This is a genomic window from Candidatus Pandoraea novymonadis (genome assembly GCF_003004665.1).
GTDB classification, from domain to species: domain Bacteria; phylum Pseudomonadota; class Gammaproteobacteria; order Burkholderiales; family Burkholderiaceae; genus Pandoraea; species Pandoraea novymonadis.
Genome location: NZ_MUHY01000001.1, coordinates 145,601 through 171,433, shown reverse-complemented (window position 1 = coordinate 171,433; position 25,833 = coordinate 145,601). Strand labels below are relative to the sequence as shown.

Sequence of the window (25,833 nt, the reverse complement as noted above, 5' to 3'; positions counted from 1 at the left end):
CTTTCTCAACTAGGTATTAACTCTCCGATATGTCATACGTAATCCTTAAAGGGGTGGCGAAGTAAAATCGTTTCATCACGATCTGGTCCAGTCGAAATCATATCAATCGAAACAGTACTTGCTTCCTCAATACGTTTGAGATAATTTTGAGCCTGAATCGGTAATTCACAGAATTCCGTCACACCAACAGTACTTTTGGTCCAGCCCGGGAAATCTTCGTAGATCGGTATGCAACGTGCAACATCCACAGCACCACGTGGCAAGATATCGATGACTTTCCCATCAACAGTGTAACCTACGCACAAACGGACTGTCTCCAGACCATCGAGCACATCAAGTTTAGTGATGCATAGTCCAGACACACCATTGATCTGAATCGAACGCTTAAGTGCGGCAACATCTAACCAACCCGTTCGACGAGGACGACCCGTCACTGAACCAAATTCTTTACCAATGGTAGCCAATCGCAAACCAATTTCTTCCTGACAAGCAGAATTATCAGCATCGTACAACTCGCTCGGAAATGGACCTACACCAACACGAGTACAATACGCTTTTGTAATGCCCAAAACATAATGTAAATGTTGCGGAGATACCCCTGCACCAGCAGATGCTGCACCAGCAACGCAGTTACTGCTTGTAACAAATGGGTAGGTCCCATGATCAATGTCGAGCAGAGTGCCTTGGGCGCCCTCAAACAATAGGTTGTGGCCTTTTCCATTGAGTGAATATAATTCTTGCGATACATCAGCAACCATTTTCCTCAACCGAGGCGCATAACCAAGCATTATGTCAAGAGTTTCTTGAAAATCGATAGCCTTCGCACCCAAGTACTGGGTCAGTACAAAATTATGATAATCGAGATTATCTTGTAGATGATCGGCAAAAGTTTTCGGATTGAATAAATCTTGGATACGCAGCGCACGGCGTGCGACCTTATCCTCATACGCTGGGCCAATACCACGACCAGTCGTGCCGATCTTAGTTCCCTTTCGACGAGCTTCACGAGCCTGATCAATCGCAATGTGATACGGCAAAATAAGTGTACAAGCCTCAGAAATTCGGAGACGGCTACAAACATCTAAGCCTGTACTTTCAAGTTCTTCGACTTCTTTAAACAATGCCTCAGGTGATAATACAACACCATTGCCAATGTAACAGGTAACCATCGGGTGCATAATGCCAGATGGAATCAAACGGAGAATCGTCTTCTTCCCCTTAATAATAAGGGTATGTCCAGCATTATGCCCACCTTGGAAACGCACCACGCCTTTCGTATGATCAGTCAACCAATCTACAATCTTACCTTTACCTTCGTCACCCCATTGAGTACCGATGACAACTACGTTGCGTCCCTGATTCAAAGCCTTACCTGACATAAAAATAGTTAGGTTGGTTAAAAATGTATTTTACCCGTGTTAGCACAAAGGAGCGCTGCTTTTTCAGCGAGCTACCACAACCCACTCTCCATTTTTCTCGACCAACACACGATCACAAGCAAATTCTTCCAAATCATAATGGTGGCCTGTCATCATACAGATGACAACTTCACCCATATCACGGAGCATCTTGACCTTGACTGATAAGCCAGGTGGGTCACCGGCAGGCGCCAAAATAGCCTGCCTTCGTGCTTCTATTCTGGCAATTCTTGCCAATTCAGGCAAATCTAGCGAAAACCCTGTCGCAGGACGTTCCTGACCACACGATAATCCTGCCCTATCATAACGTCCTCCACGAGCAATAGCATTTGGAATTCCATCAACATAAGCAGAGAACATCACGCCATTGTGGTATTTATAGCCTCGTAGATCCGCCAAATCGATTGTGACAACAGTCTCTTTACTCTGTGCCGCCAAATAAGCGAGATCCTCGAGCGCCTCTCGTACACGAAGTAAATCAGGCAGACGATGACGAGCTTCATCAATAATACTTGGAGCACCGTATAGCTTGGGCAAAGCGCGTAATGCTTCACGTGTTACGGGTGGCAAGGCAGCTGTTAGCTCCCTAAGTTCAGATACATCTTTCTTTGCCAATGCACTAAATAACATTGATTCGAGTGCCTTAGCCTCCGGAACACTATCAAGCAAAGCGTCGAGTATACCTGCATGACAAAGATCAATACGAATATGGTCAAGGCCAGCTAACCTTAAACAATGTAACAATAACTCTTGAATCTCCAAATCGGCTTCCAGGCTTCCATGTCCAAAAATTTCCGCTCCAATTTGAATTGACTCACGTGCCCCCAATAAGTTACGAGGCCTTGTAAATAAAACACTGCCAGCGTAACACAAACGAGTAACCGCTTTACGATCGAGTAAATGGGCATCGATACGGGCAATTTGTGGCGTGATATCAGCACGCAAACCCATCGTGCGGCCCGATAATTGATCAACAAGTTTAAAGGTCTGCAAATCTAAGTCATGACCAATCCCGGTCAGCAAAGACTCAACGTACTCTACCAAGGGTGGCATAACAAGCTCGTAGCCATAAGTGCGAAATCGATCAAGCATCAGACGTCGCAGATCTTCAATCTTACGTGCTTCTAAGGGCAACACATCAGCAATGTTTTCTGGAAGTAGCCACTTCGACATGGAAATATCTTGATAAAGAGATGAGAAAACGCTATTCAAAAATCAGCTAAAACACTCATAAACAAAAAGCAGAAAAACAGGCACTTACGAAGACTTTGGAAGTATATAACACATCTTGCATATAACACTTCTTACAAAAAAGAAGACACCCTGATAAAAATCAGGGCATGAAAGTCAATACTAGAGAGAAAACAAGTAAGTAAATGGAAAAAATACAGATTATTCAACAGAATTTTCAGTGCGATCTCATTTACCCGCTTGTTCTTTAGATGTACCAGTTGCTTTGGAATTTCTCATAAAGCGAAAGAAATCAGAGTATGGATCCGTAATAATCACATCTTTCTTGTCTCGAAAAGTATTCCGATAAGCTTCTAAGCTCTGATAAAACTTCGCAAATTGTGCATCACGACCAAAAGCCTTACCGTAAATCAACGATGCTTGAGCATCTCCCTCACCTTTAATTCTCTCAGCTTTGGCATAGGCTTCTGCCACCACAATATCTCGCTGGCGGTCTGCATCTGCACGAATTCGCTCAGCCTCAGCAGCACCGGTAGAACGTAGCTCATTTGCCACACGCTTACGCTCCGCCTCCATACGACGATACACTGACTCGCTAATACCAGAAGACAGATCAACACGTCGCATTCGCACATCAACGATCTGAATCCCAACTTCCGCAGCATCATCCCCAACCTTGTGGCGCACCCACTGCATTACCTGTTCACGTTGTGAAGATACCACTTCGCTTACAGTCCTTTTTGTAAAAGCCTCTTGCAACGCTGAACGAATCTGCTGCGTCAAACGATCACGAGCTAGATTGTTGTCACCTTTAAAACTGATATAAAACTTACGCGGGTCAACAATACGCCACTTCACATACGAATCGACAATTAAGTTCTTTTTCTCAGCAGTGATGAAACGCTCGGGCTCAGGATTATCAATCGTCATGATCCGCTTTTCGAAATAAAGCACATTCTCAAGTGGTGGAGGTAATTTAAAATGTAAACCTGGCTTGTCAATCACCTTTTTAATTTCACCCAACGAAAACACAATCGCAAAACGTCGTTGATCGACCACAAACACCATAGAGACAAAAACAAACATCAAAATGATGAGCGTAAAAATAATGGTTCCAATACGGTTCATGAGCCTATCCTCTTAGCGTGAGTCTCGCTCGCGGTTGCGAAGTCTCTCGGGAGATCGATCATAATCATCAGCTGTAGCAAGGTCATCGCTCATTTTTCCTGCAGCAGCAGGAGTCACTTCAGTAATACTCTCAGCACGATTATGCTCCATGATTTTATCTAGCGGCAAATACAACATGTTGTTATTGCTCTTCGTATCAATCAAAATCTTGGTTGTGCGGGAATAAATTTGCTGCATAGCTTCAAGATACATTCGCTCACGCGTAACCGCCGGTGCCTTAGCATAGGCCTCCTGAACGGCCTTGAAACGATCAGCATCACCTTGTGCAGCCGAAACGGTACGTGCCTTATAAGCGGCAGCATCCTCTGTTAAACGCGAAGCTGTCCCCTGTGCACGGGGCACCACATCGTTAGCATAGGACTGAGCTTCGTTCTTCAAACGCTCTAGATCTTGCCCTGCCTTAATTGCATCATCAAATGCTGCCTGAACCTGTTCTGGGGGTTGGACACTTTGTATTGTCACCGTAGTTACGATGATACCACTCTTATAACCATCCAGAATGCGCTGAATCGACGAAACTAATTCATTCGCGATCTCTTCGCGACCCGCGTAAAGAACAAAATCCATTTTGCTCTTGCCAACAATCTCCCGGACTGCAGTGGCAGCTGCCAAACCAACTGAAGATTCCGCATCAAGATTATTAAATAATAATTCACTCGCATCTTTAATGCGATACTGAACTGCAAAACGCACGTCAATAATGTTCTCATCGCTTGTCAGCATAGACGAATCCTTGAGGTCTGTATCACGAATCGTATTCGGACGACCAACCTCGACTGAACGGATTTGAGACATATTGACGATCTCATGAGACTGAAATGGATACGGAAAACGCCACTGAATGCCCGATGTAGTGGTATATTTGTACCGTCCAAACTCAGTCACAACTCCCACCTGTCCTTCCTGAACAATAAAAATCCCTGAAGCCAGGAAAATCAAGGCAGCGATCACAATGGCAACGATAAGACCTAAGCCTGAGGTACTCTTGGTACCAGAAGACTTACCCTGATTGCCATTTTTTCGGCGAAATAGATTAGTCAATCGATGATTAAAATCTCGCCAAAGTTCATCAAGATCAGGCGGACTATCTTTTCGATGAGATCCTTGATCTTTCAGATCAGGAGTGTTTTGGTTCAGCTCATCAACTCCCGTTAGGGGTTCATTGCCCTGACTTCGTCCCCACCGCGGGTCATTCAGGGAAAAAATTAAGCCAACTCTTCGCATTAAGGCTCTTGAAAGCATAAAAAGAAGCATGGTAAAAAAGTTATCGATAATGAAACTTAAAGTGGCCTGGTGACACCTTCCACAACTATCCTCATCCACTATTCGGCATACTAATGCCATAGCCTGTTAAAAAATAGGGCAATAGGTAAATCATTATGTAACGTTTTTTAAACGTCCTTAGCTCTTTTTTTAAAATTCATCAACTAAAGGTGGCGTCTCCGCCTCATTGTAACTCAATATTTAACCTTACTAACTCTGAAATCGCCTGTCGAAGTAAATCAAGTCCTTCTCCTGTGTGAGCACTCAAGAACACACGCGAAATTCGACCAGTCTCATCGCGCTGAATGTAAGGTCGATGCGATATTAATCTCGGCACAAGATCAATTTTATTCCAAACCAGAATCTGTGGAATATCAGCGCAGTTAATGTCAGACAAAACTTCATTCACTTCGTCCATCTGGTCTCTACGTACAGAATTCGAGGCGTCGACGACATGTAACAAGATATCGGCGTGCACCGTTTCTTCCAAAGTCGCACGGAATGCCGCCACTAATTGATAAGGCAACTCACGAATAAATCCAACAGTATCGGACAATACTACGTTTCCAATAGTATCCAAGTAAACACGTCGTGATGTCGTATCAAGTGTTGCAAACAACTGATCAGCGGCGTAAACCTTTGCTTTCGTCAAAGCATTGAATAATGTGGATTTACCCGCATTGGTATATCCAACCACTGAGATCGAAATCGTACCATTACGTTTACGTAAACGGCGCTGCGTATCATGCTGACGCCGCAACTTAGCCAACCTCATTTTTAGTAGTTTTACACGACCACCAATCAAACGACGATCTGTTTCAAGCTGAGTTTCACCGGGTCCCCGCAAACCAATTCCACCTTTTTGACGCTCCAAATGAGTCCAAGCACGTACGAGGCGTGTACTTAAGTAATTCAATTGCGCAAGTTCAACCTGTAATTTGCCTTCATAGCTCTTCGCCCGTTGTGCAAAAATATCAAGAATCAAAGCAGTACGATCAACAACGCGTGTTCCAAGAAAATTCTCGAGATTACGCTGCTGCCCAGGACTTAAACTGTGATTCAAAATCACTAATTCAGCTGCGTAGTGACGAATAGCTTCTTTCAGCTCCTCGGCCTTACCTTTACCGATGAATAATTTTGCATCAGGACTACAACGACGACCAGTGATCGTAATTACAGACCGTGCCCCTGCACTTTTCGTCAGAAGATCAAGTTCATGGAGAGCAGCTTCGAAATCGATTTTTCCGAAATCAATACCAACAAGAGCGGCATTTATCAAATAATATGCGTAAAAATAGAATAGATTTAAAAATATGTGAAATAATTTTTTTATTTTACCAGAAGAATTAAGATCAAGTTGACTCGGCTTCCATATTGAAATTTACTGCACGCGTCGGGACCACAGTAGAGATCGCGTGCTTATATACCATCTGCGTCACTGTATTACGCAATAAAACAACATACTGATCAAACGACTCAATATTTCCCTGCAACTTAATACCATTGACGAGATAGATCGAAACGGGAACATTTTCTTTGCGCAAAACATTCAAAAACGGATCTTGTAACAGTTGCCCTTTGCTGCCCATAGGATACTCCATTTATTTTTTTATCTATTGCCCGTAAGCTGGAAGGTGTAGTCACACTATATTTCAACCTCAATACTATAGCTGATTTTAGCAAAATCACGTACAGCATCGATGATTCATTCTGTTTTTGCATAAGGATTTTTTCCATTTCGAAATTCAATACGTAATGGAGTTCCCTTAACTCCAAAAGCTTCACGAAATCTGCGTTCAAGATAACGTTTATATGCCTCAGTGACACCATCGAGACCATTGCCGTGAATCACAATAATTGGTGGATTTGATCCACCCTGGTGAGCATATCGTAATTTTGGCCGCGAGAATCCATAACGGCGTGGCTGTTGGAATGCGACTGCTTCCTGCAAAGTTCGCGTCAACTTTGGCGTTGGCAATTTTGCCATTGCCGCGGTATAAGCACTATCGACCGAATACATCAATTGTCCAACACCAATTATCTTCAACGCCGAAATAAAGTGAACATTAGCAAATTCAAGGAACTTAAGTTTTCTCTTCAATTCTTCTTTTATACAATTACGAAGATACTCATCAATATCGTCCCATTTATTGACACCCACTACTAATGCTCGCCCCGACTCAACAATAAAGGCAGCAATATTAGCATCCTGACTCGAGATATCTTGACGAGCATCAAGCAACAAAATAACAACATTAGCATCTGCAATCGACTGTAGTGTTTTAACCACAGAAAACTTTTCGATCGCTTCGAAAACTTTACCTCGACGCCTCAAACCAGCAGTATCGATCAAGGTGTAGAGTTTTTGATGTCGCTCAAAATCAATATAAATAGAGTCTCGTGTTGTGCCTGGCATATCAAAAGTAACCACACGCTCTTCTCCTAGAAGAGCGTTGACTAACGTTGATTTTCCAACATTCGGACGACCGACAATAGCAATCCGAATACGACCATTGTTTTGTTGCGATACATTAGTTTCCTCAACATGCATGCAGAACGACTCGAGCGCAATATCGATTACTTCTCCGACGCCATCACCATGCGCAGAAGAAATTGCAAATGGCTCACCCAAACCAAGTTCATAAAATTCATTGACAACGGCGGTAAACTTCATGCCCTCTGTCTTATTGACAACAACCATGATCGGCCGCCCTGTCTTGCGCAGGTAATCAGCAATAATGAGGTCCTGCGGCACAACCCCCAACCGCCCATCAACGACAAAAATAACCATATCGGCTTCAACCACAGCCTGGGAGGTCTGTTTACCCATCTCGTGAAAAATACCATCCCTCGTTACTGGCTCAAAACCACCTGTATCAATCACAAGATAAGGATATTTGCCAAGCCGGCCTTCGCCATAGTGCCGGTCACGCGTGAAACCCGGAAAGTCAGCAACGAGCGCATCACGAGACCGAGTCAAACGATTAAAGAGTGTTGATTTTCCAACATTAGGGCGTCCAACAAGTGCAATCACAGGTTTCATAAACAAAGTCTAGACAAGTGCGCCCGACATTCATGCCGGCCGCGCACAAAAACATAGGGCTTGATTATTTGGGATAATAGCCAATCAAATTACCGTCACAGGTCTTAATAACGAGAGTCTGTCCTGCTAATACTGGTTGTGTACTAACAGCGCTACTCGTCTTCATCCTAAAAACAAGTTCACCTGTATCTCGAGAAAGAAAATGCACATAACCTTGTAAGTCCCCTACGACGAATAAATGACCAAATGCCAACGGCGCACTCAAACCACGGCACTTCAATAGATCGTTTTTCCAATATATTTTTCCATCGCTGGCAGAAAATGAAAATATCGAAGAATCGGGATTAACAGCAACGACCATTTGATCATCTTGTGTCATCTGTTTAAGTGATAAAAACTCCCGCTCCCAGATGCCGCCACCGTTCATTGCGTCAACGCAAACCAGACGCCCTTGGAAGGTCGACGCACATATCTGCTGACCAAATGGTACTGGAGTACCGCTTACATCATTCATAAGCTCAATTTCAGTTATACTTTTTATATGGGACAGTGATTTAATCCACAACGGATGGCCTGTTTGAAGATCGAGTGCCGCGAGCTTCCCCCCTGGAAAGCTGGCCACCACAGCACTGTCACCAAGAAAAATCATCCCGGAGTATGTGCGCAACATCAATGGCAGTGAAGGCTGTGTGTAGATCCATTTCACAGCACCCGAAACAGAATCGAAGGCCAGTACACGGCCATTAATTGCACGCACAACAACGAGTCCACGTCCAACCAGCGGTGGAGCGAGCACTTCGCCACCAGCAGGCGCAGTCCAAATCTGTTTACCACTACTATCTAAAGCAATAACATTTCCATCAGCTGTCGCCACCACCGTTGTGTCGCCATCACTACCCGGATTAGCAGTAATATCAGATCCAATTTTTGCCGACCACGTCTTTACACCGGTATCGGCATCGATACAAATCACACTATCCTTTCCATCCAAAGTTAATATTGAATGGCCAACCACAACCGGCGCGAAGTCATAATGACCTGCCTTAGCAATGGGAATACTCCAGATTTGACGCATCATCAAATCTTGCTGAGTCTCCTGTATCAATGACATCTGTTCATGTACCGGTTTTCTAACAAATAGGCCGCATCCTCCAAATAATGTCATGGCAATGATGCTAGAAATGAATAATCGAAAGAAATAATACATATGCTTTAGTAGACTATTGCTAAGTGGGGGAAGCATCAATCGATCAAAATCGATAAAGATCATCATGATCCTCGCTTATACACAATTAGTATCTAAGTGGTTCACATTTAGCCACCCAAAGCATCTAGTTTGAACTGAATAAATTCACGAAGCGACACTTCTTTTGTATCCAATTTCTCGAGCGAAAGTTTATACGCTATACGGGCAGCTTCAATTTTATCCTGTGCGGCAAGCAAATCACCACGACGATCCTCAAACAAACCTATAAACGAAGGTGATGGGACACTACTAAGCACCTTCAAACCTTCCTCATACTCTTTTTGATCTAACAACAAACCCGCCAACCGGAGCTTCGCAAGTTGCCGATATTCATTATCCTTTGAACCTTCAATAACCCATTGCAAGTGCTTCTTCGAAGCCACAGAGTCGCCAGATCCATCAAGAATTTTCGCTGCGAGTAGCGCCGTCATCTTCGCATAAGCGATATTCCTAAACTTATCTTCCATATCGAGCACAATCCGCGCAACCTGTTTCTTATCATTTTGGTCTACAGCTTTGTTCAAAGCTCCATATAAGACACGCGCTTTGACTACCTGCTTATGCTCAAGGTAACGACTAAGATTCCAACCGACAAAAGCTAAAATAATTAGGATGAAGATCCAAATGATATTTTTACCACATCGCGCGTACCATGCCTTGATTTTCTGGATCTGTTGATCTTCCTGATGATTGTCCATTCCTTATGCTCCTGATGAATTCCTAGAAATCATTCACTATGAGTAGACTCCATGGATGCTATCCGGACTTCATTGGAAGTCTCTCTCACTTCTTGAGGGAATGCTGTTCTATTCACTGGCCTCTTTGCAGAGGAAACAATTGCATCCATCAGGTACTCAGTCAACATATCGAATGCTACACGAGTCTGATTATTTTTTTCGTTGGTAGCACGAAGATGCTTAACTACCGCAGCTCCATCAATAACCTCATTTTCACCGAAAATAACAGCAAACGCAGCACGACTAGAATCCGCACGCTTCATCTGCGATTTAAAACTACTGCTCTTACCGGCGGGACTACAGTGGAAAAGAACATTAAGTCCCGCATCACGCATGCGCTCAGCCGCAATCAATGCAGGTGCAACAGCCATTTCTCCATGATGAACAACGTATACGTCGCAGCTTTCCATCTGAGGCACCAAAGCTGCTTCGCGAAGCAGCTCCAAAATACGTTCAACCCCTATTGCCCAACCACACGCTGGCGTGGAATCGCCACCAAGTTGTTCGATCAATGAATCATAACGACCACCACCCGCAACTGTACCTTGTGCACCAAGCTTATCCGTTATCCACTCAAAAACTGTCAGATTATAATAATCCAGTCCGCGTATAAGGTGTGGATTAATCTTAAAAGGAACATTATTTGCCTTAAGCAAGGACTGCACCTCTTCAAAATGCTGCTTCGAAGAAGCTCCAAGATAGTTGATTAACTGTGGTGCTCCTTCCAGGAGCAATTGAATTGCTGGATTCTTCGAATCTAGTATGCGCAATGGATTTGTATACAAACGGCGTTTACTGTCTTCATCAAGATATTCAATGTGATTCTCAAAATAAGCCATCAAATCTTGACGATACACTGCGCGCTCTTCCGCTTGACCTAATGAATTTAGTTCAAGATGAATACCAGTTAATCCAAGATCGTCCCATAACCTCTGACATATAAGAATAATCTCAACATCTACGTCCGGACCTGCAAAACCAAGAGCTTCCAGTCCAAGTTGATGAAACTGGCGATAGCGGCCACGCTGTGGCTTTTCATGACGAAACATTGGACCAAAATACCACAAACGCTGCGGACCGCTATACAGGAGATTGTGCTCCAACGCAGCACGCACCACAGCGGCAGTATTCTCTGGACGCATAGTGAGCTTTTGGCCATTAAGAATGTCAGTAAAACTGTACATTTCCTTCTCAACAATGTCAGTCACTTGACCAAGACCATGCAAGAATAATTGTGTCTGCTCAAGAATCGGCGTGCGGATATGCTGATAGCCGTAAGCACGTAATATAGCACGCACGGTTTCTTCAAAAAAATCCCACAGCGACTCATCCTGCGGCAGGATATCATTCATACCTTTTATGCCAGTCAACCTGCTGATGCGATCTTGCTTTGCTTCACACATAGTCAAATCTTTTAACCTTTTTTTAATTGCTCCAGTGGAATCTCTGGTGCATATCGAGTCTTCACGTAATCCTCAATGATTTCCTGAAACGATTCAGCAATGTCGTCACCACGCAAGGTACATATTTTTTGTCCATCAACAAAAACAGGAGCTGCTGGTGATTCGCCAGATCCCGGCAAACTAATACCGATGTTCGCATACTTCGACTCGCCAGGGCCGTTAACAATGCAACCCATCACCGCCACATGCATGTTCTCAACACCACGAAATTTAAGCTTCCAAACCGGCATTTGCTCGCGCAGATAAATCTGAATTTTTGATGCTAACGTTTGAAAAAGATTACTTGTCGTGCGTCCACAGCCAGGACACGAGATAACCATGGGTGAAAATGCCCTAAGGGCCATGGTCTGCAAAATCTCCTGTGCGACAAGAACTTCCACGGTCCGGACTCCATCTGGCTCAGGAGTCAATGAAACCCGAATGGTATCCCCAATTCCTTCTTGAAGAAGAACGGACAACGCCGCGGTCGATGCCACAATGCCCTTTGATCCCATACCGGCCTCGGTCAAACCAAGATGCAATGCATAATCGCAGCGCCTTGATAATTCACGGTACAACGCGATCAGGTCCTGCACTCCACTCACCTTACAAGATAACAAAATATGATCAGCTGCCAAACCAATATCCTGCGCACGGAGTGCGGATTCGGTGGCTGATGTAATCAGTGCCTCATACATCAGACTTTGTGCATTCCAAGGTTTCACACGCTGAGCATTTTCATCCATAATGCGAGCAAGTAACAAGGGATCAAGACTTCCCCAATTCACGCCAATTCTCACAGGCTTATCGTACTTACACGCCACCTCAATCATCTGCGCATACTGCGTATCACGCTTTTTACCTTGTCCAACATTACCAGGATTAATTCGATATTTTGAAAGAGCCTCTGCACAAGCTGAAAAATTTGTCAACAGCATATGACCGTTGTAATGAAAATCGCCAATCAAGGGCACATTAATATCCATCCGATCGAGTTGCTCTCGAATCAGAGGAACTGCAGCTGCTGCTTCTGGTGTGTTAACGGTAATGCGCACCAACTCTGATCCAGCCTGTGCCAACTGCTTAACCTGAATAGCCGTAGCAATCACATCAGTAGTTTCAGTATTTGTCATTGACTGAATACGAATAGGCGCATCTCCCCCAACCGTCACGAGATTACCATCCCAACTGATGGCAACCTGCCGAGTCTTACGACGCGTGACTGACCCAGCAATAATTGGCATGCATTCCATAGAAGTCATAATTTCTCTCACGACTACGCCTTACTGCAATGTAAGGCGTACTACATTGCCAACATTGTTAGCTTTCAATTCAAGAGGTTGGCCATTGAACTGAGCGTGCTCAACACCATAGACATTACCGATTACGACCTTCAAAGGGACATCTCCTGTGATGTCCTGGACATCACCTCCACTGAGCAATTGTGAAAGTAGCACACTGCCATCACTCTGACGCACTTCAACCCAACTATCAGCCTTGAGGCTCAAGATCAGATTTCCCCTATTCATAGCCCCATTATTCAGCGTAACATCTGATGGCAGTTCTATTGGCTCGACCATACGAACTGGTAAAGAAGCCACCGACATCGAGCTCACGAAACCACTCGCAGCAGTTATCATCTCATGCAATAAATCTGGGTAAGTGATTAAATCAGAATTAGCCATCACACGCTGACTGTCTAACTCAATCAATTTGTGATTATCATGCCTGATGAAGTATCCAATAACACCTGCCACAATTCCCCCTATCACTACTAGCATCCAAAGCCATTTCACTGCAGAAGAAAAAGCTGAAGAACGGAAGGGAATTGTTGTGTAAATGCTAGAATCGTCCAATGCAGGGGGCGGCATGAAAGCATTCGAATGGCGAAATGGACGCAACGGCTCGATTAGCTCCATCGGATTAGCGCCAACGATACGAGCGTAACCCCGCACAACACCTTGGAGAAAAGAGATCTCCGGCAAGGTATCCCATTCCCCAGATTCCAAACATCGAAGCTTTAATGGTGAGACTTTAAGTCTCGCTGCGACCTCTTCTATACAAATACCACGTACTTGACGCAGTACCATAAGTTGGACGCCCACCTCAGTGGCCACATCAGCGAGACTTCTCTCAAAATTTGCACCTACCGGTTCAGATTTCTCATTAACTTCAATCTGGTCTCGCTTATCCATCGATAAGCCCCCATTCATAAGCAGCCGTCATAGAAAGCTTAGAAGATATACTGATGAAGCAAAGAAAGTTCGAAAATTCTCCACGAATAATCACCTGAACGGAACTCTACAGTGCTTGATGGAACTATCGAAATGGCAGTTCGAAATTGATAAGCAGTGCCTCATTCGAAATTCGTATAACTGCAGTAAAGAAAAAATCAACACATAAAACAGCATCAATCAACCCCCTCTGCATCATCGAAATATGACCACACAATCTCATAAAACTACACGTCAAGAGGAATTTGACCAAATTTACCACGTTGTACCAAACGTGTGCGGTCCTGCACTTCTCCAGCCAGTTGCCCACAAGCCGCATCAATATCATCACCTCTGGTCTTTCGAATAGTTGTCACGAGCCCTGCTTCCAGTAAAATCTGAGAAAATCTTCGGATTTGAGAATCCTGAGAACACAACAAACCCGAGCCAGGAAATGGATTAAAAGGAATCAAATTAAACTTGCTAGGGACATCACGCGTCAACGCCACCAGCTGTCTTGCATGCGCTTCCGAATCATTAATACCGTCGAGCATGCAGTATTCAAACGTAATAAAACCTCGAGGGGCAACTTCTACATAGCGGGTACACGCACCCATTAATTCTCGCAATGGATATTTCTTGTTAAGTGGCACCAAGCAATCACGTAGCAAATCATTTGGCGCATGTAACGAAACCGCGAGCGCCACTGGCAATTCAGATCCAAGCCGGTCCATCATCGGAACAACCCCAGACGTCGACAGCGTGACACGACGACGTGACAATCCATAGGCGTTGTCGTCCAACATTAAATGCATCGAACCTACAACAGGCTCAAAATTAAGCAATGGCTCTCCCATACCCATCATCACCACGTTGGTGACCACACGTGGCTGTCTGGCATGACTGCCGAGAGATTTGCGCAGTGAGAACTCCGCCATCCACAGTTGTCCAATGATTTCACCCATCGTGAGATTACGCGAAAAGCCCTGTTTTCCTGTCGAACAAAAACGACAATTGACTGCACATCCAGCTTGAGAAGAAATACAAAGTGTGCCACGCGTTTCCTCTGGGATATAGACAGTTTCGATCGCATTACCCTGACCCACATCGAGCAACCATTTTCGCGTACCATCGATAGATGTGTGATCAGTGATTACTCGAGGGACACGAAACTCCGCACGCGTACTGAGTTTTTCCCGCAGCGGTTTTGCTAAATCGGTCATGCTTCCAAAATCAACCACTCCAATCTGGTGAATCCACCGCTGCAACTGGCGCGCACGAAAAGGCTTTTCGTTAAGAGACTCGAAATACGCGATAAGCCTATCTGGATCGTAATCAAATAGATTCTTTAGCGATTCGGTCATAACATCTTATTTATTCCATCAAAGATTGTGAAATATCTGATTCCGTTTAGCGGGAGTAGACATTCAGCCCCGGGAAGAAGAACGACACTTCAAATGCAGCTGTTTCTGCTGCATCAGAACCATGCACCGCGTTGGCATCAATGCTATCTGCAAAATCGGCACGAATCGTGCCCACAGCAGCTTCCTTCGGATTCGTCGCACCCATCAACTCACGATTCTTGGAAATCGCGTTTTCGCCTTCGAGTACTTGGACCATAACCGGACCCGAAATCATAAATTGGACCAAATCATTAAAAAATAAGCGTGAACTGTGAATAATGTAGAATTGCTCGGCTTCCTCACGCGAGAGCTGAACGAACTTTGCCGCTGCAATCTTTAATCCTGCGTTTTCAAAACGACTGTAAATCTGTCCAATCACGTTCTTGGCAACAGCATCGGGCTTAATAATCGACAATGTGCGTTCAATCGCCATAAAAAACTCCAAAAATTAATCAAATATGAGGCAATAAACAGCTCGGCATTCTATCACGAAGGCTGTTATAATTTGCTTGGTTCGACTGTTTGCTTTTTTGATCGAGATTCTTCCTTGTTTGCACAAGGCATAACGTGTCTTTTGTGACAAAGGGAAAGTTGTTCAATTTCCCTCACTCAAAATTAGCATCGAGTGTTCACTTGCAGAGGAAAATATATGAACCAGGATTTTCAGAATTTTAGTCAAAGTCTCAGTAATAAAAATACAAGCGTTCGCACACATAATCGCGTATTACGCAACACTTACTGGCTCCTTGCGTTATCTATGCTACCAACAGTCGTTGGAGCATGGATAGGGGTGAGATATGGTTTGATGCACTTCGCAGCCGCCCCAATAATCAGAGCAGTCGGATTCCTAGTGGTTGCTTTCTGTATTATGTCTGCGATAGAAAAATTCAAGCATAGTGGCGTTGGTGTTGTATTATTGCTTGGCTTCACCTTCTTCATGGGCATTATGTTAACGCCATTGCTTGGCCACATTTTAGGTTACGTCAATGGTGCTACGCTCATTATGACGGCATTTGGCGGCACAGCGACAATTTTTGGCGTAATGGCGAGCATTGCAACTGTGAGCAAGCGCGACTTCAGTAACATGTCAAAGTGGTTGTTCGTAGGTGTTATGCTAATATTAATTTCCTCAGTTGCCAACATTTGGCTTCAACTGCCTGCCCTAACGCTGACGGTATCGACCTTGGCAATTGCAATCTTCTCAGCCTACATCCTTTTCGATGTGCAGCGTGTTGTTAATAAAGGCGAGACCAACTATATAACAGCAACATTAGCCATCTACCTCGATCTGTATAATGTCTTCGCCAATCTGCTATCGATCCTTGGCATTTTCGGTGGAAATCGCAGCTAACCCTTGCCTTATTATCACGGAAATGACGAATCTTTAAGATAGATACCATTAACTTTGCGAATTTTCATGAGTCCACCCACTCTACAGATGTCCTGCCATTTTTCAGTCCCCTAACACAATTGGTACCTACAATAAAATTTAACAGTTAGAAATAATCAAATTAAACAGATTTAGCATCTCACCTCACAGTAACATCGCTTAGATAGATAGAAAGACACTGTGATGCCTACTCTTTTCGCAGATATATCCAAAATTAAACGCGAGGATCATGAGTTTCAAAAGCTATATAATCGATCGAACCGAAGACTATCGATAGTGGAAATTAGAAAAGTTGGCTATTTGAATGAGGATTGCCAGTATCCGTAAGCAATACACTCAAAAAAATCTCATTCAAAATGAAGTATTGCTTGGCTCATCATGCCAAGCAGCCAAATATTCCTTCCAGTGTAGTCCAACTTGGACCTTTAATGTATGTTTAACGAGTTGAATTTCTTTTTCATACTCTGACATCTTTAGCCCACCTCGCATGAGCTGAAATCGACAATACAAGAGATACGTATTCACAACATCCGTCTCACAATAATTTCTAATTTCAGCAAGTTTACCTTGCTGAAAGGCTTCCCACACTTTGCCACCGTCCATACCTAACTTGCCAGGAAACCCGCAGAGCTTCGCAAGATCGTCCAATGACACACTCGCACGCGCCTGATGCATAGCCAGAAAATTCATTAAATCGAGATGACGCCGATGATAACGACTGATGTAGTTATTCCATTTGAATTCACGATCGGCATCGCCCATTTCCCAATAACGAAACGCTTGTACACCGTAGATCATCCCTCTATAGTGCAGAACCGGTAAATCAAACCCACTACCATTCCAAGAAACGAGTTGAGGTGTATACTTTTCTATCGTTCGATAGAATCCACTTACCAGTGTCACCTCATCATCTTCAAGAGTACCAATAGATTTCACACGAAATTCATCACGATCTCGAAAAACACAAGAAATAGCAACAATACGTTGCAAATGTAGCGGCAAAAAATCATGCCCAACCTTCTCGCGACGGGCAGCAAATGCTGCCTCAGCAACAACATCATCCGAAAGTTGGGAATATGAAGCTTCAAGACTGCGTAAACCATCTACATCCGGAATAGTTTCAATATCAAAAACTAGTGTAGGAGCTGTCATCAATCAGTAAAAAACGTACAATTTTAAAAAAAGATATGAAGTTGTATACCAAAATTAACATTCAATTTAGCAGATTTTTCTACATTCAAATCAGGGTCGTAGATTAGAAAATCTAGAGTATACAAGTGGAATCAATATTTAAATTGAAGCACTAGAGTTCAAATGAGTAAGAAACTGCTGTGCAATTAATATATTATTAAAATGTCAATCATCAGGTCATGTAACTCTTCAACCCAAAGGGATAAGATACAGCGAAAACGTCATCTATATCTTGTAACTCCGTTACAAGTAGGCCTCTTGATTATTTAATCTCAATTTTTATTGAGGTTTCAAATACTTTATCGGATCTACAGGCTTTCCATCACGCCGCACCTCGAAATGCAGCATCACGCGGCTCGCATCAGAGTTTCCCATTTCAGCAATCTTTTGCCCAGAGATTACGCTGTCTCCTTCTTTAACTAGCAAGCTTTTATTGTGAGCATATGCAGTCAGAAAAACAGCATTGTGTTTGATAATTATTAAATTACCATACCCACGCAAACCGGCACCCGAGTACACCACCTTCCCAGCGTTTGCGGCTAACACAGGGTCGCCTACATTCCCTGCAATATTCAAACCCTTATTATTTCTATCATTAAATGCGGCAACAATGTTGCCTCGCGCGGGCCATGCTAACTGAAAAATCTCCTCACTCGTAGGAACCGATGCAGCTGACGCTGCTGGCATCCGGCTGACAGAAGATGATCTATTGTTGGATAAACTATCGGCCGGCGCTGCAAGAATACCTGATTGTGGCATTAATGTCAGTCTTTCTCCAATAGGCGCCTTCATACATAGCACTTGGCCAACTTCAATCTGATCAGGATTCGTAATATTATTCCAACGCGCAATATCATGGTAATTCTGTCCATTATCCAGCGCAATCCGGTATAAACCATCTCCTGACTTAACACGATAATAACCTGGTGGCACTGGCGGATAATCTACCGCCGGTGGGATGCGAGATACAGTCGTTATGATCGTTCTGTCAACGATAGGTGCATTGACTTGTCGGGTCGAGCATGCTGGCACCATACTCAACAACAATACACTTACGATGCACTTATAAAATCCCGCTCGAAAATTCACTCCACTCCTCCGGAAAATATTACAGTTTCCTCTCAAATGAGAGATAATTTTAAAGGTATAGACAAAATCCACAAGATACATTTCTCCCCGCTCATGGACTTCCATCTGCTCAATCATCGTCGAAATTTATTGTGCGCCACCCATTGGCGTGATCAAAAATGCTGCGACACTCGACAATCGTAATTGCCTATCACTATATTTAAATATAGTATGAAACTTTAGTTTGGTTTCCTCATTGTCCAATCACCCACATCGCATAAGCCAATCATTCACGACTCGAAGCTGATCTGTATGTGTTAAATCAAGTTGCAAGGGAGTCAACGAAACGTGATCGTGTTCCACGGCATGAAAATCTGTGCCTTCGCTGCTATCGCGTGCCTCTCCAGCAGGACCAATCCAATAAATTGTGTCACCATGTGGACTCTCTTGACGGATTACTGGGTGAGATGGATGTCTCTTCCCCAGACGGGTAGCAAGCATACCCTTGAGTTGAGAATATGGTAAATTTGGAATATTGACATTCAACAAGAAAGGTGTACTCAAAGGCCACTCCATATAACGTTCAACGACCTCGCGTACTACCTGCGTTGCACTATCAAGATGACTCCAGCCCTTATTAACTTGTGAAAAAGCAAATGATGGGATGCCAAACAAAAAACCTTCAGTCGCAGCTGCCACAGTCCCAGAATAAAGAGTGTCTTCCCCCATATTTTGACCATCATTGATACCAGATACAACAATATCAGGATGTGTGTCCAACAAACCCGTCAAAGCAATGTGCACACAATCAGTCGGTGTACCATTAACATAACGGAACCCATTGGCACCCAGAAAAACTGATAATGGTCGTTGCAGAGTCAAAGAATTAGATGCACCACTACAGTTTCGTTCTGGCGCCACCACGGTAATCTCACCAAGAGGAACCAAGGCCTCATAAAGCACTGCCAAACCTGGTGACTGATACCCATCATCGTTGCTAATCAGGATTCGCATGAGATAAAAATTGTAAACGGGTACGACCCCGACTATATATCACAAACAAGTTTACTATCCATTGCCTAATTTTATCATTCTCTTTTTTCGGGCAAAATTTTTCTAATTTTAACTTGATCAAGCTAGGTAGCACACAGCGCATTTATTCTCCGAAGGCACGAAAAAGTGAACGTACCTTTCACAGAAATGATCAGTTGAGATAAATTATTCGCTATACCATCCATCGGCAAATACAAGTGAATAAGAAAAATCTTGCCATTATTCGACAACTTTAGTAACACAATCCAAGATTGTCTCTTGAACCAGGATCCACCGAAAACTACATCAAAAACAAGAACAATAATACAGCCTGTTACTTAGAAACACTGTATGGTTTTTAAAATCATGGCCATGCGTACCTCTTGTCATCACATAGCTATCACTGAATAAATAGCCATCATGAGTATTAATGTAACCACCTTCATTTCCATAGCTATAGATTACTTAATTCAAGTCTGTAAAAAAGCAATTTATCGCGCACAGTATATCGATACCACCGAAGTGGTAATTGCGAGCTAAGCCACGCATAGGACAACTAAAGGCTACGGTATTTCAGCGCGATACTATGCAAAAATTGGAAATCCACTAAAAAATGACGATAAATATCACTAAAAACACATGCAGTATCTTCAGCATCAAAACCCATTCAACGCAAAAACTCCACTCACCAAACATCACTTCGAGACAGACTCAGAGTACCCTACGATCGAGCACAGCACGCGCAATTGTCTCTGGATCAACATATTCCAGCTCAGCTCCCACTGGTACACCTCGAGCAAGGCGCGACACCTCTAGACCACGAGATTTCAGCACTTGAGTAAGATAGTACGCTGTAGCCTCACCCTCGTTCGTAAAACTCGTCGCCAGCACAACTTCCTTTACGACACCATCCGTCGCGCGACGAATCAATTGCTCGAAATAAATTTCATCGGGCCCCACACCATCAAGTGGTGACAAGTGTCCCATCAACACGAAATAAAAACCCTTGAATGTAAGTGTTTGCTCGACTCTATTTTGATCAACAGGAGTTTCGACAATGCACAACAAGGTAGCATCACGATCTGGATCAAGGCATGTCTCGCATATACCAACTTCTGTAAATGTATTACAACGTGTGCAATTCTTCATTTGCTCCGCAGCATAGACGAGTGCCTTACCAAGGCGAAGTGCACCAATCCGATCACTTTGTAGCAAGTGATATGCAATTCTCTGCGCAGACTTAGGTCCGATGCCAGGCAACGCTCGGAGTGCCTCAACCAACGTTTGAAGGCCAGAGAAACTCATGTAAGGATTCTCCACAAACGGGGTGCCATACTGTCCTTGGACTAATCATAAAAAAACAAACGAAAAACATCGATTAAATGGGAAACTTAAAACCTGGTGGTAATGGTAAACCAGACGTCATATTACCCATTTTTTCTTGTGTTATGGCTTCGATTTTGTGTGTTGCATCATTAAAAGCAGCGCCGACAAGATCTTCAATCATATCCTTGTCCTCTGCGAACAAGCTTGGATCGATAATGACTCGTCGTACATCGTACTTACATGTCATCATAACTTTAACAAGACCAGCACCAGAATTTCCCTCAACTTCAATATGAGCCAGCTGCTCCTGCATCTTTTTCATATTATCCTGCATTTGTTGAGCCTGCTTCATCAGGCCAACAAGCTTTCCTTTCATCATAATGACTCCTGGGAGGGTAAAATTAAAATAATCGTGTAAGCTCACTGAATTATTCTATTGGACGAATCGTTCCAGGAAGGATTTTTGCACCAAAATCATCTATAAGTGAGCTCACCATAGGATCATTCGCAATTGACTGCTCAGCAACATGCTGACGTAGTACTACCTGCCTTGTAGCAATCGCAGCTGCTGTATTGTTAGTGGCACCTATTTCGACATGAAGCTCGACCGGAGAATTGAAATATTGAATCAAAACTTGTCTTAGTTTATCAACAGTAGATGCATCCGTCAGCTGCTTCAAGGGAACACGCAGCCTCAACATCTCTCCTGAGACTTCGATCAATTCGCTCTGACAAGCAAGCTGTTTTGCTAAACCACGCATAGGTAATTTTTCCGCCAATGCGGGCCATTCATCGATCAAGGTTAGTGGTACGTTGCCTCGACCATGGTTGAGCCCAAGAACAGAAGTACTGGAAGAAGCAAGCAAATGCTCTGCATCAGTGCTGCTACTTGAAGATTTACAGTTATAGCCATCTTCATATTCATTCTGCAATCTCGAACGCTGTTGCAGTATTGGCATCTTTCTGTTTGCTAAAGTGGAACTTGCTGCAAAAGTGTGCTTGGCTTCTTTCGTCAGTGACGTCGATGTCCCCGTCGTCGATGCAACAGCATCTCTCGTCGTAAGCGATTCTCTTGGTGTATGTCGCACTGCATACGTGTCATCTGAACTTGATGAAGAAAATGATGTTTTTGCGGAAACATTCGACTCTGACATTTGCGATGATAAAGGGGTGTGCGCTAGTGTCCCAGAAAAAAGTAAAGGGGTAAAAGCGGCCATACGTAGCAATGCCATTGAAAAACCAGTATATTCATCTGGGGCAAGCAAAAGATCACCTCGAGCTCGCGTGGCAATTTGATAATAGAGCTGCACTGTCTCTGCAGAAAATGCCGTTGCCAAACGGCGAATATCTTCTATCTCCACCCAATCATCGAAGAGAACATCGGGTGCGTACTGCACAAGCGCAATTTTATATAGCAGACTGCAAAGATCCTGAAGGCCAACAGAAAATGAGAAACTATTCTCAGCCATCTCATCGACTAAAGTTAGTAATTGACCATGTTTATTATCCTTCAACGCATCCAGCAAACGTACAAGTACGTGCTGATCAATGGCGCCAAGCATGTCACGCACCACAGACTCAGATAATGTCCCATCAGCATAAGTAATGGCTTGATCAGTCAAAGACAATGCATCACGCATACTCCCACTCGCTGCCTTGGCGAGCAAACGCAAAGCTTTCGGCTCATTTTTAATCTCTTCTTGACTCAAAATATGTGCGAGACGCGATACAATTTGACCAGCTGGCATCTGCTTCAGATTAAATTGAAGGCATCGTGACAAAACTGTAACTGGGATTTTCTGTGGGTCTGTTGTGGCTAGAATAAATTTTACGTGTGTGGGAGGCTCTTCAAGCGTTTTAAGCATGGCGTTAAAAGCATGCCCGCTGAGCATATGCACTTCGTCGATCATATAAACTTTGAACCGAGCATCGGCAGGTGCATAAATCGCCTTTTCCAGTAAGGACGTCATTTCATCAACGCCTCGATTCGAGGCTGCATCCATCTCCACGTAATCGACAAATCGCCCTTCATCAATCGCAGAACAAGAATGACAAACACCACAGGGCACAGCTGTTATACCACTTTCGCAGTTGATTGCTTTTGCAAGAATCCGAGATAACGTAGTCTTGCCGACACCACGTGTCCCAGTAAAAAGATATGCATGATGTAAGCGTTTCTGCTCAAGAGCATTAGTAAGTGCACGTACAACATGCTCCTGTCCAACTAACGTCGAGAAGCCTTTAGGGCGCCATTTTCGCGCGAGTACTTGATAAGTCATGGTGAATTATAACAGCTCGTCAGATGTACATCTGAGGGGAAAGTACACACTCATTACCGGATTTTACTGAAATATATGTAGCCACAATCAGGCCAAACAAAATCTCTGAAACATAAAGAGAGTACGTGGCACATAGAAACTGTGGTATGCATTGATAGGGTTGGCGAAAAAATGAGATTATTCGACGCCCGACCCGAAGAAGAGGACGAGCCCGACCCTCGGCACTGACAGAAACGGCTATGGCTGCTTCGTTCCCGATCTGACCAGATTGACCGCTCACTCCATGCGAAGGAGACCCGTCCATTTTTCATTATAGCATAATTTTATTTCGGCAAATCGATAGTGACGTTAACTGCGTGAACGTGACTCTTTAAAAATTGACCACAAACCTGTCACTTTCCACAAAGCTATGTTTATTACACATCCAACTAAGAATTCCGTTAACATACAACAACTTCATTAGCTTTTCTATCAGCTCCGCTTGAAGTTTTTGTAGTAGACTCCATCTATCTAGTAGATTCATCGTTTTATCTACCGGGGGAGCCATCTCTATTGGTTAGAGTTCAGCTAATCCATTTTTGAATAGCCAGATGTAATAACTTATCGATGAAAGAAAAAATCAAACATATTACTGACGAATCCTTCGAACAGGACGTTCTGAAGTCCGAAAAACCAGTGTTGCTGGATTTTTGGGCCGCCTGGTGTGGTCCATGTAAGGCGATTGCACCAATCCTCGAAGAAATCGCATCGGAATACAATGAAAAGCTACAAGTCGCTAAGCTTAACGTTGACGATAACCAAGTAACACCAACCAATTTTGGGATTCGTGGTATTCCAACACTAATTCTTTTCAAAAACGGGGTGATTGCTGCGCAAAAGGTTGGTGCCTTGTCGAAGGCTCAATTAACCACCTTTCTAGACAGTAATCTCTAAAAATTACTATGCTGTACATAATGTGATGCTTGTATATAACACTGCATGCCCTATAATTTGACAGAAGTTTCTAAGAGTTCTTCGAGCGTTCCCTCACTTTTCCCCTGATTTATCACTTGTCGTCATCCTGAGACGACGTCTCCGTATGCACTTATCCGAACTAAAATCTCAGCATGTCTCCCAACTGCTGGAAATGGCGAATAGTCTCGAAATCGAGAATGCCAACCGTATGCGCAAGCAAGAACTAATGTTTGCCATCCTAAAAAAACGCGCACGAACTGGCGAAACGATCTTTGGTGATGGAACACTTGAAGTCCTGCCTGATGGATTTGGCTTCCTACGCTCTCCAGAAACCTCATACCTAGCTAGTACGGATGATATCTATATCAGCCCATCTCAAATCCGCCGCTTCAATTTGCATACCGGCGACACAATCGAAGGAGAAGTACGTACTCCGAAAGATGGCGAGCGCTACTTTGCACTTGTTAAGGTAGATAAGATCAACCACCAACCACCTGAAGCCTCGAAACACAAGATCATGTTCGAGAACCTCACTCCACTACATCCAAATAATCCACTTCTGCTTGAGCGAGAGATTAGGGGTGAAGAAAATGTGACAGGCCGTATCATCGATATGATCGCACCAATCGGCAAGGGACAACGCGGCTTGCTAGTCGCCTCACCGAAATCAGGCAAAACTGTGATGCTGCAACACATTGCACATGCGATCACTGCCAATCATAGCGATGCGAGACTATTCGTGCTTCTAATCGACGAACGTCCTGAAGAAGTAACAGAAATGCAGCGTTCAGTTAAAGGAGAAGTAATCGCTTCCACCTTCGACGAGCCCGCCACACGTCACGTACAAGTTGCGGAAATGGTCATCGAGAAAGCCAAACGTCTGATCGAAATGAAAGAAGACGTGGTTATCTTACTGGACTCCATTACACGTCTCGCGCGTGCCTATAATACTGTTATCCCAGCTTCTGGCAAAGTCTTGACCGGGGGAGTAGATGCAAACGCATTACAGCGTCCAAAGCGCTTCTTCGGAGCTGCGCGTAACGTGGAAGAAGGAGGCTCACTAACGATCATTGCAACAGCAATGATCGAGACCGGCAGCCGCATGGACGACGTTATTTACGAAGAATTTAAAGGCACAGGAAACATGGAAGTGCACTTGGAACGTAGGCTTGCTGAGAAACGCGTTTATCCATCCATCAACTTAAATAAATCAGGCACACGACGTGAAGAACTCCTCATTAAACAAGAAATACTGCAAAAAGTCTGGGTGCTGCGAAAACTCATTTATGATATGGATGAAGCCGAAGCCATGGAGTTTCTTCTTGATAAAATGAAGCAGACTAAGAACAATGCAGAGTTCTTTGACCTAATGCGACGTGGTAGTTAATTAACATGCCTTGCATTGTAATGCCAGATTTTTAGCTTTTTTTGATTAGAATCTAGTAGCTG

Annotated in this window: 22 protein-coding genes, 1 other RNA gene and 1 pseudogene; 3 read left to right on the top strand and 21 right to left on the bottom strand. The window is 43.8% G+C overall.

Annotated features, from left to right (window positions below; all coding sequences use genetic code 11):
* Positions 1-32: 32 nt before the first annotated feature.
* From BZL35_RS00760 to ndk, 14 genes and pseudogenes are all read right to left on the bottom strand, one after another.
* The gene (locus tag BZL35_RS00760; RefSeq protein ID WP_106181901.1) at positions 33-1,379 is read right to left on the bottom strand and encodes an adenylosuccinate synthase; all 1,347 of its coding nucleotides are present in this window, start codon (positions 1,377-1,379) and stop codon (positions 33-35) included.
* Positions 1,380-1,442: 63 nt separating this feature from the next.
* Entirely contained in the window at positions 1,443-2,591 is a 1,149-nt protein-coding gene (locus tag BZL35_RS00755) for an ATP phosphoribosyltransferase regulatory subunit (protein WP_106181898.1), read from the bottom strand.
* Between the two features lie 246 nt (positions 2,592-2,837).
* Complete coding sequence (gene hflC, locus BZL35_RS00750; RefSeq protein WP_106181896.1) at positions 2,838-3,737, bottom strand: protease modulator HflC; 900 nt, start codon at positions 3,735-3,737, stop codon at positions 2,838-2,840.
* A 12-nt stretch (positions 3,738-3,749) separates the two neighbouring features.
* Positions 3,750-5,021, bottom strand: coding sequence for an FtsH protease activity modulator HflK (gene hflK / locus BZL35_RS00745; protein ID WP_245916309.1), 1,272 nt, complete (start codon positions 5,019-5,021; stop codon positions 3,750-3,752).
* A 250-nt stretch (positions 5,022-5,271) separates the two neighbouring features.
* Positions 5,272-6,339, bottom strand: a pseudogene (gene hflX, locus BZL35_RS00740) (GTPase HflX); the annotation flags it as partial.
* Positions 6,340-6,412: 73 nt separating this feature from the next.
* Positions 6,413-6,649, bottom strand: a complete 237-nt coding sequence (gene hfq, locus BZL35_RS00735; protein WP_181276525.1) for an RNA chaperone Hfq — start codon at positions 6,647-6,649, stop codon at positions 6,413-6,415.
* Between the two features lie 116 nt (positions 6,650-6,765).
* Positions 6,766-8,103, bottom strand: coding sequence for a ribosome biogenesis GTPase Der (gene der, locus BZL35_RS00730; RefSeq protein ID WP_106181887.1), 1,338 nt, complete (start codon positions 8,101-8,103; stop codon positions 6,766-6,768).
* A gap of 64 nt (positions 8,104-8,167) precedes the next feature.
* Positions 8,168-9,310, bottom strand: a complete 1,143-nt coding sequence (gene bamB, locus BZL35_RS00725; protein ID WP_476727299.1) for an outer membrane protein assembly factor BamB — start codon at positions 9,308-9,310, stop codon at positions 8,168-8,170.
* 107 nt (positions 9,311-9,417) lie between these two features.
* Entirely contained in the window at positions 9,418-10,047 is a 630-nt protein-coding gene (locus BZL35_RS00720) for a tetratricopeptide repeat protein (RefSeq protein WP_106181882.1), read from the bottom strand.
* A 29-nt stretch (positions 10,048-10,076) separates the two neighbouring features.
* Positions 10,077-11,489 carry a histidine--tRNA ligase gene (gene hisS / locus BZL35_RS00715; protein WP_106181879.1) on the bottom strand — a complete coding sequence of 471 codons (1,413 nt, stop codon included), beginning with the start codon at positions 11,487-11,489 and terminating at the stop codon, positions 10,077-10,079.
* Between the two features lie 11 nt (positions 11,490-11,500).
* Positions 11,501-12,781: a flavodoxin-dependent (E)-4-hydroxy-3-methylbut-2-enyl-diphosphate synthase gene (gene ispG, locus BZL35_RS00710; RefSeq protein WP_106182815.1), complete on the bottom strand. Its 1,281-nt coding sequence runs from the start codon at positions 12,779-12,781 to the stop codon at positions 11,501-11,503.
* Between the two features lie 30 nt (positions 12,782-12,811).
* The gene (locus tag BZL35_RS00705; RefSeq protein WP_219860852.1) at positions 12,812-13,723 is read right to left on the bottom strand and encodes a helix-turn-helix domain-containing protein; all 912 of its coding nucleotides are present in this window, start codon (positions 13,721-13,723) and stop codon (positions 12,812-12,814) included.
* A gap of 266 nt (positions 13,724-13,989) precedes the next feature.
* Entirely contained in the window at positions 13,990-15,105 is a 1,116-nt protein-coding gene (gene rlmN, locus BZL35_RS00700; protein WP_106181875.1) for a dual-specificity RNA methyltransferase RlmN, read from the bottom strand.
* A 46-nt stretch (positions 15,106-15,151) separates the two neighbouring features.
* Positions 15,152-15,577: a nucleoside-diphosphate kinase gene (ndk, locus tag BZL35_RS00695; protein WP_106181872.1), complete on the bottom strand. Its 426-nt coding sequence runs from the start codon at positions 15,575-15,577 to the stop codon at positions 15,152-15,154.
* 216 nt (positions 15,578-15,793) lie between these two features.
* Here ndk and BZL35_RS00690 point away from each other — a divergent pair, with 216 nt between their 5' ends.
* A complete protein-coding gene (locus BZL35_RS00690) occupies positions 15,794-16,495 on the top strand; it encodes a Bax inhibitor-1/YccA family protein (RefSeq protein WP_106181870.1) in 702 nt (233 codons plus the stop codon).
* Positions 16,496-16,885: 390 nt separating this feature from the next.
* Here the strand turns inward: BZL35_RS00690 and BZL35_RS00685 are convergent, their stop codons facing one another.
* The 7 genes from BZL35_RS00685 to ffs all read right to left on the bottom strand — a co-directional run bounded on the left by BZL35_RS00685 (position 16,886) and on the right by ffs (position 23,731).
* Complete coding sequence (locus BZL35_RS00685) at positions 16,886-17,686, bottom strand: 3'-5' exonuclease (RefSeq protein WP_106181868.1); 801 nt, start codon at positions 17,684-17,686, stop codon at positions 16,886-16,888.
* A 318-nt stretch (positions 17,687-18,004) separates the two neighbouring features.
* On the bottom strand, positions 18,005-18,814 hold the full coding sequence (locus BZL35_RS00680; protein ID WP_106181866.1) for a peptidoglycan DD-metalloendopeptidase family protein: 810 nt from the start codon (positions 18,812-18,814) through the stop codon (positions 18,005-18,007).
* A 243-nt stretch (positions 18,815-19,057) separates the two neighbouring features.
* Positions 19,058-19,807, bottom strand: coding sequence for a 5'/3'-nucleotidase SurE (gene surE, locus BZL35_RS00675; protein ID WP_106181864.1), 750 nt, complete (start codon positions 19,805-19,807; stop codon positions 19,058-19,060).
* A 729-nt stretch (positions 19,808-20,536) separates the two neighbouring features.
* Positions 20,537-21,130, bottom strand: a complete 594-nt coding sequence (recR, locus tag BZL35_RS00670; protein ID WP_106181862.1) for a recombination mediator RecR — start codon at positions 21,128-21,130, stop codon at positions 20,537-20,539.
* 73 nt (positions 21,131-21,203) lie between these two features.
* Complete coding sequence (locus BZL35_RS00665) at positions 21,204-21,530, bottom strand: YbaB/EbfC family nucleoid-associated protein (protein WP_106181860.1); 327 nt, start codon at positions 21,528-21,530, stop codon at positions 21,204-21,206.
* A 49-nt stretch (positions 21,531-21,579) separates the two neighbouring features.
* Positions 21,580-23,430 (bottom strand): DNA polymerase III subunit gamma/tau, encoded by a 1,851-nt coding sequence (gene dnaX / locus BZL35_RS00660; RefSeq protein WP_106181857.1) that lies wholly within the window; start codon positions 23,428-23,430, stop codon positions 21,580-21,582.
* Between the two features lie 201 nt (positions 23,431-23,631).
* Positions 23,632-23,731: signal recognition particle sRNA small type (gene ffs / locus BZL35_RS00655), an RNA gene on the bottom strand.
* Positions 23,732-24,036: 305 nt separating this feature from the next.
* Between ffs and trxA the strand changes: the two genes are divergently transcribed.
* Positions 24,037-24,363, top strand: coding sequence for a thioredoxin TrxA (trxA, locus tag BZL35_RS00650; RefSeq protein WP_106181855.1), 327 nt, complete (start codon positions 24,037-24,039; stop codon positions 24,361-24,363).
* A gap of 145 nt (positions 24,364-24,508) precedes the next feature.
* Positions 24,509-25,771 (top strand): transcription termination factor Rho, encoded by a 1,263-nt coding sequence (gene rho / locus BZL35_RS00645; protein WP_106181852.1) that lies wholly within the window; start codon positions 24,509-24,511, stop codon positions 25,769-25,771.
* The last annotated feature ends 62 nt before the right edge of the window (positions 25,772-25,833 follow it).

What these genes read in the sequence shown, in the direction of transcription:
- ispG (WP_106182815.1), bottom strand. Translation starts at nt 12,781, where the DNA reads ATGGAATGCATGCCAATTATTGCTGGGTCAGTCACGCGTCGTAAGACT.
- dnaX (WP_106181857.1), bottom strand. Translation starts at nt 23,430, where the DNA reads ATGACTTATCAAGTACTCGCGCGAAAATGGCGCCCTAAAGGCTTCTCG.
- hflC (WP_106181896.1), bottom strand. Translation starts at nt 3,737, where the DNA reads ATGAACCGTATTGGAACCATTATTTTTACGCTCATCATTTTGATGTTT.
- hfq (WP_181276525.1), bottom strand. Translation starts at nt 6,649, where the DNA reads ATGGGCAGCAAAGGGCAACTGTTACAAGATCCGTTTTTGAATGTTTTG.
- BZL35_RS00755 (WP_106181898.1), bottom strand. Translation starts at nt 2,591, where the DNA reads ATGTCGAAGTGGCTACTTCCAGAAAACATTGCTGATGTGTTGCCCTTA.
- BZL35_RS00720 (WP_106181882.1), bottom strand. Translation starts at nt 10,047, where the DNA reads ATGGACAATCATCAGGAAGATCAACAGATCCAGAAAATCAAGGCATGG.
- bamB (WP_476727299.1), bottom strand. Translation starts at nt 9,310, where the DNA reads ATGTATTATTTCTTTCGATTATTCATTTCTAGCATCATTGCCATGACA.
- surE (WP_106181864.1), bottom strand. Translation starts at nt 19,807, where the DNA reads ATGCGAATCCTGATTAGCAACGATGATGGGTATCAGTCACCAGGTTTG.
- rlmN (WP_106181875.1), bottom strand. Translation starts at nt 15,105, where the DNA reads ATGACCGAATCGCTAAAGAATCTATTTGATTACGATCCAGATAGGCTT.
- der (WP_106181887.1), bottom strand. Translation starts at nt 8,103, where the DNA reads ATGAAACCTGTGATTGCACTTGTTGGACGCCCTAATGTTGGAAAATCA.
- ndk (WP_106181872.1), bottom strand. Translation starts at nt 15,577, where the DNA reads ATGGCGATTGAACGCACATTGTCGATTATTAAGCCCGATGCTGTTGCC.
- BZL35_RS00665 (WP_106181860.1), bottom strand. Translation starts at nt 21,530, where the DNA reads ATGATGAAAGGAAAGCTTGTTGGCCTGATGAAGCAGGCTCAACAAATG.
- BZL35_RS00685 (WP_106181868.1), bottom strand. Translation starts at nt 17,686, where the DNA reads ATGACAGCTCCTACACTAGTTTTTGATATTGAAACTATTCCGGATGTA.
- recR (WP_106181862.1), bottom strand. Translation starts at nt 21,130, where the DNA reads ATGAGTTTCTCTGGCCTTCAAACGTTGGTTGAGGCACTCCGAGCGTTG.
- trxA (WP_106181855.1), top strand. Translation starts at nt 24,037, where the DNA reads ATGAAAGAAAAAATCAAACATATTACTGACGAATCCTTCGAACAGGAC.
- rho (WP_106181852.1), top strand. Translation starts at nt 24,509, where the DNA reads ATGCACTTATCCGAACTAAAATCTCAGCATGTCTCCCAACTGCTGGAA.
- BZL35_RS00760 (WP_106181901.1), bottom strand. Translation starts at nt 1,379, where the DNA reads ATGTCAGGTAAGGCTTTGAATCAGGGACGCAACGTAGTTGTCATCGGT.
- hflK (WP_245916309.1), bottom strand. Translation starts at nt 5,021, where the DNA reads ATGCGAAGAGTTGGCTTAATTTTTTCCCTGAATGACCCGCGGTGGGGA.
- BZL35_RS00690 (WP_106181870.1), top strand. Translation starts at nt 15,794, where the DNA reads ATGAACCAGGATTTTCAGAATTTTAGTCAAAGTCTCAGTAATAAAAAT.
- BZL35_RS00705 (WP_219860852.1), bottom strand. Translation starts at nt 13,723, where the DNA reads ATGGATAAGCGAGACCAGATTGAAGTTAATGAGAAATCTGAACCGGTA.
- hisS (WP_106181879.1), bottom strand. Translation starts at nt 11,489, where the DNA reads ATGTGTGAAGCAAAGCAAGATCGCATCAGCAGGTTGACTGGCATAAAA.